A 17,756-nucleotide genomic window follows, 5' to 3' on the forward strand; every position below is an offset into this window, starting at 1 on the left:
GGTGCGCGAGGCAGGCGCGGCCGGGCGACGGGCACGGGACCGCAGCGCTAAGGGCCGGTCACCGGGGCCACGTCCGCGTCCCCGTACCGGATGCGATGGCACAGCGCCGGCAGCTCACCCGAGGCGAGCCGGGGCAGCACTCCCGGCAGGTCCGCGAACGCGGATTCGCCGGTGATCAGCGCGTCGAAGGCGGGGTCGGCGAGCAGTTCGAGGGCGAGCGCGAGCCGGTCGGCGAAGCTGCGGCGGGCGCGCCGCGCCGGGGAGACCGTGCCCACTTGGCTGCTGCGGACGGTCAGGCGCCGGGAGTGGAAGGCCTCGCCCAGCGGCAGGCTGACCGGCCGGTCGCCGTACCAGCTCAGCTCGATGACCGTGCCCTCCGGGGCCAGCAGTTCGAGCGAGCGGGCCAGTCCGGCGTCGGTGGCGCTGGCATGGACGACGAGGTCGCAGTCGCCCAGCGCGTCCTCGGGCGATGCGAAGGCGACGCCCAGCGCCGTGGCCGTCCCGGCCCGCGCGGGATCCGCGTCGACCAACTGCACCCGGGCCCCGGGAAAACGCGCGAGGACGGCGGCGACGCTGCACCCGACCATCCCCCCGCCGACCACCGCGATCCGGTCCCCCACCAGCGGCGCCGCATCCCACAGGGCGTTCACCGCGGTCTCCACCGTCCCCGCCAGCACGGCCCGCGACGCGGGGACGCCGTCCGGCACGGGGACGACGGCGCTCGCCGGGACGACATAGCGCGTCTGGTGCGGATAGAGGCAGAACACCGTACGGCCGAGGAGCCGCGCCGGCCCCTCCTCCACGACCCCGACGCTGAGATAGCCGCTGGTCACCGGTCCCGGGAACGCCCCCTCCTGGAACGGCGCCCGCATCGCGGCGTACTGGCTCTCGGGCACCCCGCCGCGAAACACCAGGCTCTCCGTCCCCCGGCTCACACCGGAGAACAGCGCACGCACCAGCACCTCGTCATCGCCGGGTCCGGGCAGCGCGACCTCGCGGATCTCGCCCCGACCGGGAGAGACGACCCAGAAGGCCCGGGCAGCGCGCGACATCGGGATCCTCCTGGACGCTCCGGCGACGGTTCATCGGTGCGGGTGAGCTGCGTGCGGGTGAACTGCGTGCGGGAAGCTGCCGTGCGGGAGCCGCCTGCGATGGATCATGATGACGCGGTTACCATACGCGGCAGTCATCGACTCCGCCACACGTCCCGGGAGGCACGGTGGCCGTACAAGATCCGTACGACACAAGGCCCTTCGGCCAGGACACCACGACGGGCATGGGCGTACAGCTGCTGATGCTGGAAGTGCTGTGCCGGGCGGTCGGCCTGGGTACCGCGGGCTGGCTGACGGGCTCCACGTTCGCGGTGGTCACCTGGGCCGTGCTCACCCTCGCGCTGCGCCGGTCATGGACGGGCTCGTTCGGCCCGGCCAATCGCGTCACGCTGGCCCGCGCGGTCCTTGTAGGCGGGGTGACGGCCCTGGTCGCGGACTCCTTCGCGCACCGGGTGCCGGTCGCGGTGCTGGTCGCGCTGGCCACCGTGGCCCTGATCCTGGACGCCGTCGACGGGCATGTGGCGCGGCGCACGGGAACGGCGACGGAGCTGGGCGCGCGCTTCGACATGGAGGTGGACGCCTTCCTCATCCTGGTGCTGTCCATCTACGTCGCGATGCCGCTGGGCGCATGGGTCCTGCTCATCGGCCTCATGCGGTACGCCTTCGTCGCGGCGTCCTGGGCACTGCCGTGGCTGCGCGGCGACTTGCCGCACAGCATGGCCCGCAAGACGGTGGCCGCCTTGCAGGGGATCGTCCTGGTGGTGGCCGGTGCCGGAATCGTGCCGACGGCGTGGGCGTTCCTCGCCGTGGGGCTGGCGCTGGCGCTGCTGGTGTGGTCGTTCGGGCGGGACGTCGCCTGGCTGTGGCGGACCCGGGAGTCCGCCGCGTGAGGCCGGGCCGCGCCGAGCGCGGCGCGGCCGTCACGTTCCCGCGTGCCGCCCCAGGTAGACGACCAGCGCCAGGAAGACGATCAGGAGCTGGCTGACGAGGATGGCGAGCAACACCCGTCGCCATACGCCGCGCTGGACGGTGCGGTGCGGCACATGGACCGCGCCGGGCAGCCGCGCCAGCTGGCGGCCGGGGCGGACGGCGGTGACGGTGGTGCCGCGCCGCCGGCCGCAGCGCGGTGACGTGCGGTGGCGGGCGGCGAATTCCGGGCAGCCGCGGCCGTGTCCGGGGGCGGTTCTCAGCGTGCCCCGTCGGTGGTGGCGGCCTCGGCAGGGTCGGGCGGAGCCCGGCCCGGTGGCCGACGGTATGCAGGTGCGGGAGCGGACCGCCCGCCACGGCGGCGGTCCCTTACGCCTCGCTGCGGCCATCTGCGATCACCCCTCGGGGCGGCGCGCGTACGTCACGACACCGCCCCCATGCTGTCGGCCGTCGCCACCCCTCCGACCGTCCGTACGGCGCCGACTTCGGCCTTCCGAAGCTCGGTGAGCAGCGCATGGCGAACGGTGAGCACATCGGTGAGGACCCGGCGGGCGGCGCGCAGCAGCTCCGCGACGTCGCCGCCGGCGAGCTCGTAGACGACGGTGGAGCCGCTCCGGGTCGCCGTCACGATGCCCGAGCGGCGCAGGATCGCCAGCTGCTGGGAGAGCGCGGACGGCTCCACCTCGATCGCGGACAGCAGGCTGCGGACCGGCAGCGGCCCGTCCTGGAGCAGTTCCAGCACCCGGATGCGGACCGGATGACCCAGCATCCGGAAGAATTCGGCCTTCGCCTGATAGAGCGGAACGCCCGCGCCGTTCACTCCGGCGCCCCGCTCTCCGGCCCGGCCCCGGGTCCGCCGTCCGGGTCGATGCCCACATTGCCGGCCACCCGCAGCGCGTCGTCCAGCTCGTCCTCCGCCACGGCCAGCGCATAGGCGTCGTCCGCCGTCTGCGCGGCGGCGACGGCGGCGCGCGCAGCTCGTACCCGTTCCCGTACCGACTCGGCGAATCCGCCCACGCTTGCCCTCCGCGTCCAGGCCGACCGGCCGTCGCGTCATCTGTTGAATTGCGGAATTCTGCAACTGTAGACGACAAGGGCGGGCCGCCCCTATGGGTGGGGCGGACACAATGCATCCGATGGCGGCAAAAGGCCTCGACGCCCGGGCCGGCACGTCGCGAGCGGGCCCGGAAGCCCCGGCAGCCCCGGAGCGCCCGCCTCACCCGATGCGACCGCGCCTCCCCTCCCTCCCCTCGCCCCGCACACCCGCCCTCCCCCCGCGCGGCCGGGCTTGAATCTCCCGTTGGAGGAGCTTTTACGGTGCCGGCAGGCGCGGCCGAAGCCGGTAGCGGCGGGCCGCGAACACCCTGACCCGAAGGAGAGACCATGACCGCATTCGTCCTGGTATCAGGCGGCTACACCGGTGGCTGGATCTGGCGGGACGTGGCCGCCCGGCTTCGCGAACGGGGCCATCAGGCGCACCCGGTGACGCTCACCGGGATGGGCGACCGACGGCACCTGACGGGACCCGGCACGGATCTCGAGACGCATATCGAGGACGTGGTGCAGCTGCTGGACCACGAGGAGCCGGCGGACACCGTGGTCGTCGGCCACTGCTACGGCCTGCATCCCGCGTTGGGGGCCGTCGATCGGCGCCCGGACCGGATCCGCCGCCTCGTCCATCTGGACGCGGGGATGCCCGGCGACGGCGACGCGGCGGTCGACGTGATGCCCGACCCGGCCGTACGGGACCGGCTGCTACGGCGGGCCCGGGAGCTGGGCGGCGGGCGCATCGTGCCGCCGCCGCCCCTGGACGACGAAGAGCTGTGGGGCAGCCTCGCGCTGCTCCCGGAGTCCGCCCGGCGCCGCCTGGAGCGGCTCGCCGCACCCCAGCCGCTGGGCACGCTGACCCAGCCGCTCCGCCTGACCGGCGAGGCGGCACGGATCCCGGCCACCGGCATCTTCTGCACGGCGAACGGGGCGAGCATCGCCGTCGTCGAGTCGCTGGTGGCGTCGGGCGATCCCCGCTTCCACAAGCTCACCGACCCCCAGGTCGGCTTCTTCGACCTGGACACCGGGCACTACCCGATGCTGTCCCACCCGGACGAGCTGACCACCCTGCTGATCCGCGCCGCCGCGGGCGAAGGCCACCGGCTCAGGCAATCCGGTGGGCGCCCCCGTCCGTCGACCGCACAGTGACGCGCGGGAGCCGGTCAGGCCAGGGAATACAACTGCGGCTGATTTCCCGGCCGGCGATGGCGCAACACCCTCAACTCCACGAGCCCGACGCCCGCAGGTGGGCTGATCGTGCTCGGCCGCGCACTCCACCGCAGCCACAGCGCGCACGCCCCGTTGGCGGCCTCCGCCTCGAGTTTCTCCAGCGACCACCGTTTGTTGCCGCGATCGATCTCCACGGCGACCGCAGACATCCCGGGCCGGTAGAACTTCACGTCCAGATACCCCTGCCGCGGCGGCCTCCCCTCAGCCGGCTTCGCGCAACTCGGGGCCTCCCGCCGGGCGGTCCACCGCTGGCTCACGCCCCACTCCTCGACGCACCGCGTCAGGTGCCGCGTGACCTCCTCCGCCTGGAATCGGTGAAAGGGGGCCCGCGCCTTGAGCCACGCCCGCAACTGCTCCGCCTGATGGGCCGCGTCGCTCCCCGCGATACTTGTGTCGCTCTCGGTCATGCCCGCAGATTATCCCGGGCCGCACGGCTGTCGGGCTTGTCGCCGGCACGGTGCACACCGAAGCCAACTGGGTTCAACCAGCCGCGAGTTCGTGCCTTCGTCGCATCAGGCGGATCCCTCTCCCCACCGCAGCCTCATGGATCTTCGCGTGGCAGTCGGCGGGTGGAGATACGTGCAGCGCTCCGGAGGGTGGTGCCTTTACGGCATGGCAGGCGGGGCAGGTGATCGACGCGTTTTGCGCCTGCTTTACCCTGGGCTGCCAAATATTCGGATCTTTCCTAGGATCGGTGTCATACGTGAAGTTGACTCGCGTTTCGGCCGTGGTCGCAGCTGCCGCGATAGCCCCGGCCGTCCTGTTCGCCTCCCCGGCGGCCGCCGACGATGCTGCGCCTTCGCGAGCGGCCTCGGCTCCCGACACGGCGTCGGATGCGCATCAGGACGCGTCGGGAGACGCCACCTCGGCGGAAGAGGACCGGATCGCGATCCTGCGGATGCTGGCCGACAAGAACATCGGCAAGGGACTCCGCACCGCGGCGCAGAAGGCGCTCGACGGCACCGCGCAGGACATGCGCCAGTTCCTCGAATCCGGCCAGTACACGGCGCGCGACGAGGACAACCGGTTCGCCATCTTGAAGATCCTTGCGAACAAGGACACGGGCCGGGGAGTCCGCGAGGCCGCGCAGAAGGCCTTGAACGGCACGGCGGAGGACCGCGTGCGCTTCCTGGAATCGGGCCTGCGTCGCGCCCAGGAGGAGGACGACCGGGTTCGCGTCGCCCAGATCATCCACTCCGGTGGTCCCTCGGTGAGGGCGGCCGGCAGTGAAGCCCTGGACGGCACGCCGGAAGACGTCCGGCATTTCCTGGAGGTCGGCCAGTACGAGGCCCGCGCGATCGACGACCGGGTGCGGGCCACCCAGATCTACGGCGCCGGCGGCCCCGCGGTGAAGGAAGCCGCCAAGAAGGCTTTGCAGGGCACCCCGGAAGACGTCCGGCGGTTCCTGGAGGTCGGCCAGTACGAGGCTCGCGCCAAGGACGAGGCCGCCGAGGGCGCGGCCAAGAACGAGCCCACACCGGGGTCCGACGACAACGCCGACGGCAACGGCAACAACGGCGGCAAGGGCGGCGAGGACACCCAGGCGGCTACCGGCGACCGGCCGAAGGAGGCCACCGGTGAGGCCACGGGTGAGGCTGTCAGGCCCGCCCTCGCGTCGTCCCGGAGCGCCGTGACGCGCCCCGGCGACAGCGGCGAACTGGCCGACACGGGAGCCGGATCGGCCACCTCTTGGGCGGTCGGGGGTACGGCGGCCGCCCTCGCCACGGGCGCCGGTCTGCTGCTCGCGGGCCGCCGCCGCAGCTCCGTCGGGCGCTGAGCGGAACGGCCGGGGCGGCTGCCTTCGTCGGCGGCCGCCCCGGCCACCTGCCGACCGGCAGGCATGATCCGCGGGACGACGACGGTCGAACCTTCTGACGAGGCCGGGCGGTATGCCCTACGGTCGGGCCCGCGGGGCGGTGGTCCCCCTCACCGAAAGGCACCTCATGACGTCACTGGTACGCCACATCACGATCGACTGCGCCGACCCTTATCGCCTGGCGCAGTTCTGGGCCGAGGTGCTGGACGGCTCGCTCGCCGAGGATGACTTTCCGGGCGACCCGGAGGCCTTGGTGACCGCTGCGGGCAGCGGGCTGCTGTTCATCGCGGTACCGGAGAAGAAGGCCACCAAGAACCGGCTGCATCTGGATCTTCAGCCGCAGGACCGCAGCCGGGACGAGGAGGTCGAGCGGCTGCTGGCACTGGGCGCGGCCTTGGTAGCCGATCATCGCCGCCCCGACGGCACGGGGTGGGCGACGTTGGCCGATCCCGAGGGCAATGAGTTCTGTGTGGAGCGGAGCGCGGCCGAGCGGGCGGCGGGGTGAGGCCGTACCAGGACGTCGTACGAGGACGTCGTACGAGCGTCACGCCCGGCGCCGTCGGGCCCCTCGGGAGGACGGGCCGGCGGTGATCGGCGCCCGGTCGCGCACCGGGCGTCGTTCGCCGTCCTATTCCCCGGCTTGCGCCCGGGCCTCGGCTATCTTCTCCTGCGCCTCGGCCAGGTCCTCCGCCGTCGGGGCGTCGTCCTGAGTGAGTTTGCGGCGCCAGTAGCCGGTGAAGTCGATCTGAGTGGTGGCCAGGCCGCGCTCGTTGACCAGGTGGCGCCGTAGTGCGCGGACCGTGCCGGCCTCACCGGCGAGCCAGGCGAAGGCCTCCCCGGAGGAGGGGAAGGCCGCGTCGCGTACCGCGCTCAGCAGGGCCTCGCCGTTTCCGGCTGCAACGTCGTTGCGGTGGACCCAGCGGACGGTGAGGTCGGCCGGGGTCGCGAAAAACTGTTCCTCCGCGGCGTCGGCCACCTCGATGTACGCCACCGCGCGGGCGCCCTCGGGCAGCGCCTCCACCAGCGAACCGATGGCCGGAAGCGCCGTCTCGTCACCGGCCAGCAACAGCCAGTCGGCGCCGTCGAGGGGCAGCGGCCTGGCGTAGATTGCCGACGGCCCGTAGCGAGCGAGGGTGTCGCCCCGTTGCGCCTTGGCCGCCCAGCGGGTGGCCGGACCGGCTGCGGTATCGGCCTCCGGCGCCTCCGCCGCCGCGTGCAGGACGAAGTCGACGGTGATCCGGTGCCGTTCGGCGTCGTAGGACCGCACCGTGTAGCTGCGCATCCACGGCCGTTCGTCCTCGGGTATGGCGAGGAACGCCTCGTACCAGCGCATCACATCCCCGTCCGCGCCCTTGTCCGGGAGCCGGGGCGCGGTCTGGCCCGGTCGGGGAAAGAGCAGCTTGAGCTGCTGGTCGGGCCAGGTGGGGAAGGCGTCGAGGCCGTCCCCGGCGAAGGTGACACGGACCATGCGCGGCGTGATCCGCCGGACGTCGGTGACCTGGATGAGGGCGACGGGCACGTCCGTCACTGGATCCTCCATGCGGGTGTGGGAAGTGGTGGGTGGTAGCGCCGGCCCTACGGCCTTGGCGCCGCGGGTGGTTGGAGGTAGGCCCGAAGATGATGGGCCGTCAGTGAATCGCCGTGGGCGACGAGGTCGGCCGGGGTGCCGCTGAACACCACGCGGCCGCCGTCGTGTCCCGCGCCGGGGCCGAGGTCTATCAGCCAGTCGGCATGGGCCATCACGGCCTGGTGGTGTTCGATGACGATGACGGTGTTTCCGTCGTCCACCAGCCTGTCGAGCAGGCCCAGGAGCTGGTCCACATCGGCGAGATGGAGGCCGGTGGTCGGCTCGTCCAGGACGTAGACGGCGGCCTTCTCCGCCATGTGGAGGGCGAGCTTGAGGCGTTGGCGTTCGCCGCCGGAGAGGGTCGTGAGCGGCTGGCCGAGGCTGAGGTAGCCGAGGCCGACGTCACTCAGCCGCTCGAGGATGGTGCGGGCCTGTCCGGCGGGGAAGAACGCGCGGGCCTCGGCCACGGACATGGCCAGCACCTCGCTGATGTTCTTGCCGCGCAGGGTGTACGTGAGCACCTTCGGGGTGAACCGCCTGCCCTCGCACTCCTCACAGACCGAGGCGACGCCCGCCATCATCGCGAGATCGGTGTAGACCAGCCCGATGCCCTTGCAGTGCGGGCAGGCTCCTTCGGAATTGGCGCTGAACAGCGCGGCCTTGACGCCGTTGGCCTTGGCGAAGGCCGTACGGATGGGGCCGAGCAGCCCCGTGTAGGTGGCCGGATTACTGCGGCGGGAGCCGCGGATGGCGGACTGGTCGGCGACGATCACGCCGTCCCGCCGGGGCAGCGAGCCATGGATCAGGGAGCTCTTGCCCGATCCCGCGACCCCGGTGACGACGGTGAGTACGCCGAGCGGGATGTCGACGCTGACGTCCTTGAGGTTGTGCCGGGTCGCGCCGGTGATGGACAGATGGCCGCTGGGCCGGCGGACCGTCTCGCGCAACCCGGCGCGGTGGTCGAGATGGCGGCCCGTCAACGTACCGGAGCGGCGTAGCGCGGCGACCTCGCCGGTGAAGCAGATCCGGCCGCCGGCGGATCCGGCGCCGGGGCCGAGGTCGACCACATGGTCGGCGATCTCGATGGTCTCGGGTTTGTGCTCGACGACCAGGACGGTGTTGCCCTTGTCGCGCAGCCGCAGCAGGAGGTCGTTCATCCGCTGGATGTCGTGCGGATGCAGTCCGACGGTCGGCTCGTCGAAGACATAGGTGACGTCGGTCAGGCTGGACCCGAGGTGGCGGACCATCTTGACCCGCTGGGCCTCGCCACCGGACAGCGTGCCCGATTCGCGGTCCAGGCTCAGATAGCCCAGGCCGATCTCGACCAGCGAATCCAGGGTGTGGGAGAGGGTGGTGACGAGCGGGGCCACGGACGGGTCGTCGATGGTCCGCGCGAAGGCGGCGAGGTCGCTGATCTGGAGGGCGCAGCATTCGGCGATGTTGCGGCCGGCGATACGGGAGCCGAGGGCGGCGGGGTTGAGGCGCGTGCCACCGCAGTCGCCGCAGGCGGTGAAGGTCACCGCGCGGTCGACGAAGGCCCGGATGTGCGGCTGCATGGACTCGCGGTCCTTGGCGAGATACACCCGCTGCACCTTCACCAGCAGGCCCTCGCAGGTGATGTTGAAGGTGCCCTGTCTGGTTTTGGTGGCGGGCTGGTGCAGGAATGTGTCCCACTGCTCGGGGGTGTACTCCTTGAGTTTGGCGTCGGGGTCGAAGTAGCCGGAGTGGGCGAGGGTCTGCCAGTAGAAGGAGCCGACGGTGAAGCCCGGTGCGGTGATCGCGCCCTCGTTGAGGGAGAGTTCGGTGTCCACCAGCGCGTCGATGTCGATCGTCGAGACCCGCCCCAGCCCCTCGCACGTCTGGCACATTCCCTCGGCGCTGTTGAAGCCGAAGGCGGTCGAGGTGCCGACGTGGGGCTCACCGAGGCGGCTGAAGATGATCCGCAGCATGGTGTGGGCGTCGGTCGCGGTGCCGACCGTGGAGCGGGAGTTGACGCCCATCCGTTCCTGGTCGACGACGATCGCCGCGCTCAGGTTCCGCAACGCGTCGACATCGGGCCTTGCCTGGCTCGGCATGAACGACTGGACGAAGGCCGTATAGGTCTCGTTGATCAGCCGCTGGGACTCCGCGGCGATGGTGCCGAAGACCAGGGAGGACTTGCCCGATCCGGAGACTCCGGTGAAGACCGTGAGGCGGCGTTTGGGGATGTCGAGGGACACCTCCGTGAGGTTGTTCTCCCGTGCGCCGCGGACCTCGATGACGTCGTGACTGTCGGCGGCAGACCGAACAGACCGCTCGCCGGACCCCTGGTACCCCATCCCGCCCCCTGATATCTTTACGTTGTAAAGAGTTCTCCCGACGACGTTACTTTATGCTGTAAGGAGTTGGCAAGTGGTTCTCTTCGCCGGCCAGGGCGACGCCCGCCGTTCGATGTCCCTGCTGTGGCGCGCCAAGGACAAGGACACGGCCGGAAAGCGCGCAGCGCCCGGCCCCAAACCGGCGCTGAGCGTGGACGCCATCGTCGACGCGGCGATCGAGCTCGCCGACTCCGAAGGCCTGGCCGCGCTGTCGATGCGCGCGGTGGGCGAGCGCCTCGGGCGGACGGCGATGGCGTTGTACACCTATGTCCCCAGCAAGAACGAGCTGATGGACCTGATGTACGACCGGGCGCTGGCCGAGCTGCCGACCGACTACGACCTCGCGCCGGGCTGGCGACCCGCGGTGTCGTCCTGGGCCGAGGACACCTGGGAGTTCTATCTGCGCCACCCCTGGGTGCTCCAGGTCTCCCAGGCCCGGCCGGTGCTCGGGCCGAACGAATACGTCGCGCTGGAGACGCTGGTGCGGCTGCTGTACGCCACCGAGCTGGACTCCGCCGTGCTGCGCCGCATCGTCGGGGCGCTCTTCCACTTCGTCCGCGGCGCCGCACAGACCGTCACGGAATCGCGGCTGGCCGCGGCGGCCACGGGCATGTCCGACGAGGAGTGGTGGCAGTCCCGCTCCACCGTGCTCGGCGAGGTCGTGCCCGACTTCCAGCACCGCTTCCCGCTCCTGGTCCGCCTCGAGACCGAGGGCGCCACACCCCATACGGACAGCTCGGAGCCGTACATGGAGCGCGAGGCGAAGACCACCTTCGAGGTCGGCCTGGCCGTCATCCTGGACGGCATCGAGGCGACGATGGACAAGGCCGCCCCATGACCCCGTCGTAACGCCGCTCCGATGTCGCGCCGACCCCGTCCCGCACTTCTCTACCAGCCACTCGGGTTCCGCCAGAAGGGCGAGAACGGCGTGTACGACGCCGACCGGGCCCACGGCAATGGGAGCGTCCGTGGACCATGACCGAGCGCTGTTGACGAAGTGACCGACGACGGGAGGCACCCGTGCGAGGACGACCCTTGCCGCGCAGATCGCTGCTGGCCGGAGCGGCGTCGCTCGGTCTCCTGGGGGCGGCCGCGAGACCGGCGGCAGCCGCGGGCGGCAGCCGCTACTGGGTGGGCGGCTGGGCCGCCGCCCTCACCCCGCCGGCGCGCAGGGGCCGGTCCGTCCATGGATTCGCCCACCACACCCTCCGCCTGGTGGTGCGCCTCTCGGTCGGTGGCGACCGGGTCCGGCTGCGCCTGTCCAACCTGTACGGCACCCGGCCGCTGGATCTGGGCGCGGTGACGGTCGCGCGACGGGCCAAGGGTGCCGCCACCGTGCCGGGAACCCGGCGCCGGGTGACCTTCGCCGGGCGGCGCTCGGCCACCGTCCCCGTAGGTGCGGAGGTCGTCAGCGATCCCGTACGGCTGACCGTGCACGCCGACCACGACCTGGTGGTGAGCATCCATCTGCCGACCCCGACCGGGCCGACCACCTGGCACGGCGGGGCGAAACAGACCAGCTACCTGTCCACGCGGGGGGATCACACCGCCGACGAGAGCGGCTCGGCCTTCCACCACCGGACGCTTTCCTGGTTCTTCCTGGAAGGCGTCGATGTCGCCGCGGCGACCGCGGACGGCACGGTGGTGGCCTTCGGCGACTCCATCACCGAGGGCGGCAAGATCCCCGACGACGTCAATGTGCGCTGGCCGGACGTGCTGGCGCGGCGGCTGGCCGCTGCCGCGCGGCGCGGCCGCGGGCTCTCCGTCGTCAACGCGGGCATCGGCGGCAACCGGCTGCTGAGCGACGTCGGAACCGGCGCCGACGGGCGGATCCACCTCGGGATCAACGGCGAGGCGCGGTTCGCCCGCGATGTGCTCCGGCAGACCGCCGTGTCCGACGCGATCGTGCTTCTCGGCACCAACGACCTGGGGGCCGGCACCGGGGTGCACCGGGGCACCAGGGTGACGGCCGACCAGGTGATCGCCGGACTGGCCTCGCTGGCCAGCCGGGCGCACGCCGCCGGCATCGCGCTGCATGCCGGCACCATCACCCCCAACGCCCTGCTGAGCCCGACGGGGGAACGGATGCGGGCGCAGGTCAACCACTGGATCCGTACCGGGCGGGCCTTCGACGGCGTCGTCGACTTCGATGCGGCGCTGCGCGACCCGGCCGCGCCGCGGCGGCTGCGGCGCGCGTACAACAGCGGCGACGGGGTGCATCCGAACACCGCCGGGATGTACGCCATGGCGCAGGCGGTGGATCTGTCGGCACTGGGCCGCGCGGGAACGTATCTTCTGCCCGTCACCGGCTCAGGCACATCTGGCCGCCGTCCCCCGCACGCACCGCAACCAGGGCAGCACTCTCCAGGTTGAGTCCTGACATGGACGCCAAAAAGACCACGGGTCATGTTTTCCAGCGCCTCTCCCTCTCGCCCCCGTACGCCCGGCGGTCCACCGAGGAGGCGACCCCGATCTTCGACCAATTGCTCCGGGAGTGGCGTGCGGGGGCGCTGCGGCCGGTGGTCTCGTGGCCGATCGACGATTCCGGGAAGATCAAGCCGGGCGCCACTGTTGGAACCGATGATGGCCGTCCCTATCCGCGGAACCGCATTGAGGAGCATGACCGTGAGCCTGTACGACATTCCCCTGCGCACCCTGACCGGTGAGCCCGCCTCGCTCGCCGACTACCGCGGCCGCGCGCTGCTGGTGGTCAATGTGGCGTCCAAGTGCGGGCTGACCCTGCAGTACTCGGGCCTGGAGCGGCTCCAGGAGCGCTATGCCGACCGCGGCTTCAGCGTGCTGGGCTTCCCCAGCAATCAGTTCGCGGGCCAGGAGCCGGGCACCGCCGAGGAGATCGCCACGTTCTGCTCCGCACAGTACGGCGTCAGTTTCCCGCTGTTCGAGAAGACCGATGTCAACGGCGCGGAGCGGCATCCGCTGTATGCGGAGCTGACCGGCACCCAGGACGCGGAGGGCGCGGCCGGGGACATCCAGTGGAACTTCGAGAAGTTCCTGATCGACCATCAGGGCGAGGTCGTGGGCCGGTTCCGGCCGCGCACGGAGCCGGAGGCCGACGAGCTGGTCGCGGCCATCGAGGCGGCCCTGCCGGCCTGAGCCACGGGCGCCCGGGCCGGTCGCCGCGCGCGGCCCGGGCCGGTGCCGCGCGGCCGGCCATCCGCCCGCCTTCCGCCCGCCGGCCGTCAGACGGCCACGCAGTCGGCCAGGCAGGTGGCTCCGGCGATCGCTTCGGCGACCGTCTCGAACTCACCGGTCAGCGAGGCCATCCCCAGCAGCCGGGCGACCCACCCGCTCTCCGCGACCCCGGTCAGCCGCAGCCGCCCGCCCCGGTCGCGCGCCCGGTGCCGGGCGCGGCACAGCAGGCCCAGCCCGGCGCAGTCCATGAAGGTCACCGCGCTCACATCGAGGACGAGATCGGGGCGCGGCACGCCGGTCAGCGCGTCCAGCCGGTCGGAGACCACCGAGGCGGTGAGGATGTCCCATTCGCCGCGGAGCTCCAGCACGATCGTGCTGCCCGCCTCGCGGATGTGGCCGACGAATTCCTGGTAGTTGTGGCCCTCGACCATCAGCCCGACCCACTTTCGTGCCAGAGAGCGAGACAGCGCCACGCAGGTGGCGAAGGCGTACGGAGAGAAGGGGGAAGCGCCCGTCGCGATCCCGGCGGATGCGTCCGTATCCGGTCGTCGGCTGTGCCCTGACATCGCTGCTGTGCGTTACGTTCTACGGCTTACCCGCCTGTCGTAGCGTCAAGCCCTGGCGAGAACCGCATAAAGAGGTTGTCTCAATTGCAGCGGACCAGCTCAGAGCGGACTTCCCGCGTCGGACCGCCGTCGCCTCGTGCGCGCGTGCCCGAGGCGGGCGGCCAACGGGCCGTTTTCCGGGGCGAGTTCGAAGCACATCACGGAGCTGACGCGTCTCCGCGATCCGGCCGCGGCGGCGCCCGCCGGACACCCGTCATCGGACTCCGTTGACCGCGTGGCTTGAAACAGCGGTTTTCGGCTTGGCACAGACCGTAACCGTCAGGAGCGCGACGACCTCGGCCGGATCGCGGAGACGGCGGGCGGCACAGCGGCCCGCCGGTACGCTCCGGGTCGTCGGCAGCGCCGGCCGGTCACCGCGCCGTCGCCCTGATGAACGGCCGGTCGCGCGCCGTCACCCGCTCCGCCGGGCCCGCCGCCCGCAGCACGGTGTCCAGGGCCCGCTCCGGGTCGCTGGTGTAACGCCCGCTCGCCCAGGCCGCGTTGGCCTCGATGACCGCCCAGTGGCCGTCGAGGCGGCCGACGTCGACGACGATCGCGGACGGCAGGCCGGCGCCGCAGCGCGCGAGGAGTTCGGCGCCGAAGGCCGCCGCGTCCGGGGTGAGCGGGCCGAGGCTCAGCCGCCCGTCCTCGGCGTAGCGGCTGCCGGTGCACACCTCGCCGTCCAGGAGGTAGAGGCGGTATTCGGCGGCGAAGGACACGACGTCGGAGACCAGCACGAGGGTGTCGGGGTCGACGGCGTCGGCGCCGGGCAGCCGGGATCCGTCGGCGTAGACCATGGCCCGGATGCCCTTGTCGTTGGGTGACTTGACGAAGACCGGTCGGCGCAGGGCGTACGCCTCGCGGAGGGCCAGCGCGCGGATCTCGCGCCGTACGAGGTCGCGGGGCAGATCGGCGAGCCAGCGTGCCGGGGCTTCGAGCGGGGCGATGCCGAGCGGGCCCGCCAGCGCGTCGGCGAAGGACGGCCCGGCGTGCAGATGCTCCGGCCCCCCGGCGCGCAGTCCCTCCGGGAGGGCGAAGGTGGGCAGCTGGACGGTGCGCAGTCCGCGCCGCCGGGCGGTGTCGCGCAGCTCGGTGGCCGATGCCGTCAGGCGCGGCGGCAGGAACAGCGTCGCCGCGTGGGAAGCGGCTGCCGTGGTGTGGGCGTCGTCGCCATGGCCCCCGTGTCGCATGGCGATCATGGTATCGGCGGGCTGCGGGGGCGGTCCGGGCGGGCGGTCGGGGCGGCCCGAGGACGGACGGGGCCCGTACGGGAGTCCTGAAAGGGTGAGCGGGGGACCGGACGCGCGCCCTGGAGGGTGACCGGCAAGGAATCTCTTGACCTCAACATTGGTTTAGGTCCTAGGTTCCTTTCATGTCGCCGGTCAGCCACGGCGATCCCGTGCCGACCCCGACACCTTGGAGGCCGCGATGGACATGGAAGTCACCGCCTGGCATTCGCTGCACAGCACGATGACCGCACAGCAGGGCAGCCGCCGCTTCTCCCGCGGAACGCTGCGCCGGATCGGCGGCTTCGCCCGCCCGCACCGGCGCCGTCTGGTGTGGTTCCTGCTGCTCAGCACCGTGACCGCGATGCTCGCGGTGGCCACCCCGCTGCTCGCGGGCCGGGTGGTGGACGCGATCTGGCATCGCGATTCCGCCTCCGTCGTCCTCGGACTGTCCGGACTGATCGCCGTCATCGCGCTCGCCGAGGCGGGCCTGGGCCTGGTGACCCGGTGGCTGTCGGCGAGCCTCGGCGAGGGGCTGATCCTGGATCTGCGGACGACCGTGTACGACCACGTCCAGCGGATGCCGATCGCGTTCTTCACCCGCACCCGCACCGGAGCGCTGGTCAGCCGCCTCAACAACGATGTGATCGGCGCCCAGCGGGCGTTCAGCGACACCCTCTCCGGGGTCGTCAGCAATATCGCGACGCTTCTGCTGACCCTCGTGGTGATGCTGAGCCTGTCCTGGCAGATCACCCTGATCGCGCTCGTCCTGCTGCCGGTGTTCGTGCTGCCCGCCCGGCGGGTCGGCCGGCGGCTCGCGGCGCTGCGGCGCGAGGGCGCCGACCACAACGCCGCGATGGGCACGCAGATGACCGAACGGTTCTCCGCGCCGGGCGCCACCCTCGTCAAGCTGATGGGCCGGCCGTCCCGTGAGTCCGCCGAATTCACCGCCCGCGCCCGTCGGGTGCGCGACATCGGCGTGCGTCAGGCGATGGTGCAGACGTACTTCGTCACCGCGCTCACCCTGGTCTCCGCGCTGGCGCTGGCCGTGGTCTACGGGCTCGGCGGCTACCTCGCGCTGCGCGGCCACCTGGAGCCCGGCGCGATCGTCTCGCTCGCCCTGCTGCTCACCCGGCTCTATGCCCCGCTGACCGCCCTGTCCGGCGCGCATATCGAGGTGATGAGCGCGCTGGTCAGCTTCGAGCGGGTCTTCGAGGTGCTGGACCTCAAGCCGCTGATCACCGAGAAGCCGGACGCCCGCGCGGTGCCCGACGGCCCGGTGTCGGTGGAGTTCGACACCGTACGCTTCGGCTACCCCGCCGCCGACAAGGTCTCCCTCGCCTCCCTCGAAGAGGTCGCCACCCTCGACACCCGCGGCGGGGAGCAGGTCCTGCACGACGTCTCCTTCCGCGCCGAGCCCGGCCAGATGGTCGCCCTGGTGGGCTCCTCGGGCGCCGGCAAGTCGACCATCGCGCAGCTGCTGCCGCGGCTGTACGACGCCGACGGCGGCGCGGTCCGGCTGGCCGGGGTGGACGTCCGCGATCTGACCGCGGCCTCGCTGCGCGAAGCGCTCGGCATGGTCACCCAGGACGGGCACCTCTTCCACGACTCGATCCGCGAGAACCTGCTGCTGGCCAAGCCGGAGGCGGCCGAGGACGAGCTGTGGGACGCGCTGCGCCGCGCCCGCCTGGAGGCGCTGATCCGCAGCCTGCCCGACGGCCTGGACACCGTCGTCGGCGAGCGCGGCTACCGGCTCTCCGGCGGCGAACGCCAGCGCCTGACGATCGCCCGGCTGCTGCTCGCCCACCCCCGGGTGGTGATCCTCGACGAGGCCACCGCCCACCTGGACAACACCTCCGAGGCCGCCGTCCAGGAGGCGCTGACCGAGGCCCTGGAGGGCCGGACCGCGCTGGTGATCGCCCACCGGCTGTCGACCGTACGGGCCGCCGATCTGATCCTCGTCGTCGAGGGCGGCCGGATCGTCGAGCGCGGCACGCATGCGACGCTGCTGGCGGCCGACGGGCGGTATGCGGAGCTGTACCGGACCCAGTTCGCCTCGGAGGCGGGCGGGACGGATTCCGGCGGGTCAAAGGCGGTGACCGGAGCGGATTCCGGCCAGAATCCGGGCGAGGGCTTCGCCGAGGACACCGTGCTGGTGGGGTGATACCGCCCGGGACACCGCGCCGCTTGGCCCCCGCTCTCTTGGCGGGGGCCGCGGTATGCCGAAAACTGAGGCAATGACGCAGCGCGCGGAACACTCGACAGTCATGGACCGCCTCGCCATCGACGATCTGGTCACCGGCTACGCCATAGCCCTCGATGACGGGGACTGGGTCGGCTACCGGGCCCTGTTCACCGACGACGGCCGTGCCGACTACCGCTCCGCGGGCGGCATCGAGGGCAGCACGGCGGAGATCGCAGACTGGCTCACCGAGGTGCTGCGTCACTTCTCGGTGCGTCAGCACCTGATCGTCAATCGCCGGATCACCCTCGCCCGGCGGGACGGCGCACCGGGCGACACGGCCACCGTCCAGGCCGACTACCTCAACCCGATGCGGCTCGACGGCACCACTGCGGATGACGATGCCGGCCCCACCGCCCCCAACTACACCTGCGCCGGCCGCTACGCGTTCGCCGCCCGCCGCACCACCGACGGCTGGCGGCTGGCCGAGGTCGTCGTCCACGAGAAATGGCGCGAGGTGGTGCCCGACGGGGAATGATCCCCCGATCTTCACCGACGGCCCGATCCGCGCGACGAGCCCACCCGGGCGACGAG

Annotated in this window: 18 protein-coding genes; 9 read left to right on the top strand and 9 right to left on the bottom strand. The window is 72.0% G+C overall.

Translation table 11 applies throughout. The features are described from left to right. Positions 1-47: 47 nt before the first annotated feature. Positions 48-1,052, bottom strand: coding sequence for a zinc-binding alcohol dehydrogenase (locus ACIGWZ_RS34165; RefSeq protein WP_400070962.1), 1,005 nt, complete (start codon positions 1,050-1,052; stop codon positions 48-50). A 167-nt stretch (positions 1,053-1,219) separates the two neighbouring features. Here ACIGWZ_RS34165 and ACIGWZ_RS34170 point away from each other — a divergent pair, with 167 nt between their 5' ends. Continuing rightward, complete coding sequence (locus ACIGWZ_RS34170) at positions 1,220-1,942, top strand: CDP-alcohol phosphatidyltransferase family protein (RefSeq protein ID WP_400070964.1); 723 nt, start codon at positions 1,220-1,222, stop codon at positions 1,940-1,942. A 30-nt stretch (positions 1,943-1,972) separates the two neighbouring features. Here ACIGWZ_RS34170 and ACIGWZ_RS34175 read toward each other — a convergent pair whose 3' ends face one another. From ACIGWZ_RS34175 to ACIGWZ_RS34185, 3 genes are read right to left on the bottom strand one after another with little or no spacing between them, the layout of a single operon-like run. Next, complete coding sequence (locus tag ACIGWZ_RS34175; protein WP_400070966.1) at positions 1,973-2,368, bottom strand: hypothetical protein; 396 nt, start codon at positions 2,366-2,368, stop codon at positions 1,973-1,975. A gap of 32 nt (positions 2,369-2,400) precedes the next feature. Then, on the bottom strand, positions 2,401-2,799 hold the full coding sequence (locus tag ACIGWZ_RS34180; protein ID WP_400070968.1) for an ArsR/SmtB family transcription factor: 399 nt from the start codon (positions 2,797-2,799) through the stop codon (positions 2,401-2,403). Beyond that, entirely contained in the window at positions 2,796-2,996 is a 201-nt protein-coding gene (locus ACIGWZ_RS34185; protein WP_400070970.1) for a hypothetical protein, read from the bottom strand. The genes ACIGWZ_RS34180 and ACIGWZ_RS34185 overlap by 4 nt, the downstream gene beginning before the upstream one ends. Positions 2,997-3,362: 366 nt before the next feature. Between ACIGWZ_RS34185 and ACIGWZ_RS34190 the strand changes: the two genes are divergently transcribed. Beyond that, positions 3,363-4,175, top strand: a complete 813-nt coding sequence (locus tag ACIGWZ_RS34190) for an alpha/beta fold hydrolase (RefSeq protein ID WP_400070972.1) — start codon at positions 3,363-3,365, stop codon at positions 4,173-4,175. A 14-nt stretch (positions 4,176-4,189) separates the two neighbouring features. Here the strand turns inward: ACIGWZ_RS34190 and ACIGWZ_RS34195 are convergent, their stop codons facing one another. Then, positions 4,190-4,663 carry a hypothetical protein gene (locus tag ACIGWZ_RS34195; protein ID WP_400070975.1) on the bottom strand — a complete coding sequence of 158 codons (474 nt, stop codon included), beginning with the start codon at positions 4,661-4,663 and terminating at the stop codon, positions 4,190-4,192. Between the two features lie 320 nt (positions 4,664-4,983). On the opposite strand from ACIGWZ_RS34195, the gene ACIGWZ_RS34200 reads away from it, so the two are divergent. Then, positions 4,984-6,033, top strand: coding sequence for an ALF repeat-containing protein (locus ACIGWZ_RS34200; protein ID WP_400070977.1), 1,050 nt, complete (start codon positions 4,984-4,986; stop codon positions 6,031-6,033). Positions 6,034-6,199: 166 nt separating this feature from the next. After that, positions 6,200-6,577, top strand: a complete 378-nt coding sequence (locus ACIGWZ_RS34205; protein WP_400070979.1) for a VOC family protein — start codon at positions 6,200-6,202, stop codon at positions 6,575-6,577. A 123-nt stretch (positions 6,578-6,700) separates the two neighbouring features. Here the strand turns inward: ACIGWZ_RS34205 and ACIGWZ_RS34210 are convergent, their stop codons facing one another. Further along, positions 6,701-7,600 (bottom strand): siderophore-interacting protein, encoded by a 900-nt coding sequence (locus ACIGWZ_RS34210; protein WP_400070980.1) that lies wholly within the window; start codon positions 7,598-7,600, stop codon positions 6,701-6,703. A 47-nt stretch (positions 7,601-7,647) separates the two neighbouring features. Beyond that, positions 7,648-9,957, bottom strand: a complete 2,310-nt coding sequence (locus tag ACIGWZ_RS34215; RefSeq protein WP_400070982.1) for an ATP-binding cassette domain-containing protein — start codon at positions 9,955-9,957, stop codon at positions 7,648-7,650. A 73-nt stretch (positions 9,958-10,030) separates the two neighbouring features. Between ACIGWZ_RS34215 and ACIGWZ_RS34220 the strand changes: the two genes are divergently transcribed. The 3 genes from ACIGWZ_RS34220 (at position 10,031) to ACIGWZ_RS34230 (ending at position 13,110) form a co-directional block, all read left to right on the top strand. Continuing rightward, positions 10,031-10,834 carry a TetR/AcrR family transcriptional regulator gene (locus tag ACIGWZ_RS34220; RefSeq protein WP_400070984.1) on the top strand — a complete coding sequence of 268 codons (804 nt, stop codon included), beginning with the start codon at positions 10,031-10,033 and terminating at the stop codon, positions 10,832-10,834. Between the two features lie 197 nt (positions 10,835-11,031). Next, entirely contained in the window at positions 11,032-12,369 is a 1,338-nt protein-coding gene (locus tag ACIGWZ_RS34225) for an SGNH/GDSL hydrolase family protein (protein WP_400070986.1), read from the top strand. Between the two features lie 252 nt (positions 12,370-12,621). Further along, positions 12,622-13,110 (top strand): glutathione peroxidase, encoded by a 489-nt coding sequence (locus ACIGWZ_RS34230; protein WP_400070988.1) that lies wholly within the window; start codon positions 12,622-12,624, stop codon positions 13,108-13,110. 86 nt (positions 13,111-13,196) lie between these two features. On the opposite strand, the gene ACIGWZ_RS34235 is transcribed toward ACIGWZ_RS34230, so the two are convergent. Together ACIGWZ_RS34235 and ACIGWZ_RS34240 are read right to left on the bottom strand one after the other, a co-directional pair. Then, complete coding sequence (locus ACIGWZ_RS34235) at positions 13,197-13,580, bottom strand: STAS domain-containing protein (RefSeq protein WP_400070990.1); 384 nt, start codon at positions 13,578-13,580, stop codon at positions 13,197-13,199. A 545-nt stretch (positions 13,581-14,125) separates the two neighbouring features. After that, positions 14,126-14,944 (bottom strand): ATP-grasp domain-containing protein, encoded by an 819-nt coding sequence (locus ACIGWZ_RS34240; protein WP_400070992.1) that lies wholly within the window; start codon positions 14,942-14,944, stop codon positions 14,126-14,128. A 238-nt stretch (positions 14,945-15,182) separates the two neighbouring features. On the opposite strand from ACIGWZ_RS34240, the gene ACIGWZ_RS34245 reads away from it, so the two are divergent. Both ACIGWZ_RS34245 and ACIGWZ_RS34250 read left to right on the top strand, forming a co-directional pair. Next, on the top strand, positions 15,183-17,144 hold the full coding sequence (locus ACIGWZ_RS34245; protein ID WP_400070994.1) for an ABC transporter ATP-binding protein: 1,962 nt from the start codon (positions 15,183-15,185) through the stop codon (positions 17,142-17,144). A 73-nt stretch (positions 17,145-17,217) separates the two neighbouring features. Then, positions 17,218-17,700 (top strand): nuclear transport factor 2 family protein, encoded by a 483-nt coding sequence (locus tag ACIGWZ_RS34250; RefSeq protein ID WP_400070996.1) that lies wholly within the window; start codon positions 17,218-17,220, stop codon positions 17,698-17,700. The last annotated feature ends 56 nt before the right edge of the window (positions 17,701-17,756 follow it).

Origin of the sequence: Streptomyces sp. NPDC053427 (assembly GCF_044544985.1) — a bacterium.
GTDB lineage: Bacteria > Actinomycetota > Actinomycetes > Streptomycetales > Streptomycetaceae > Streptomyces.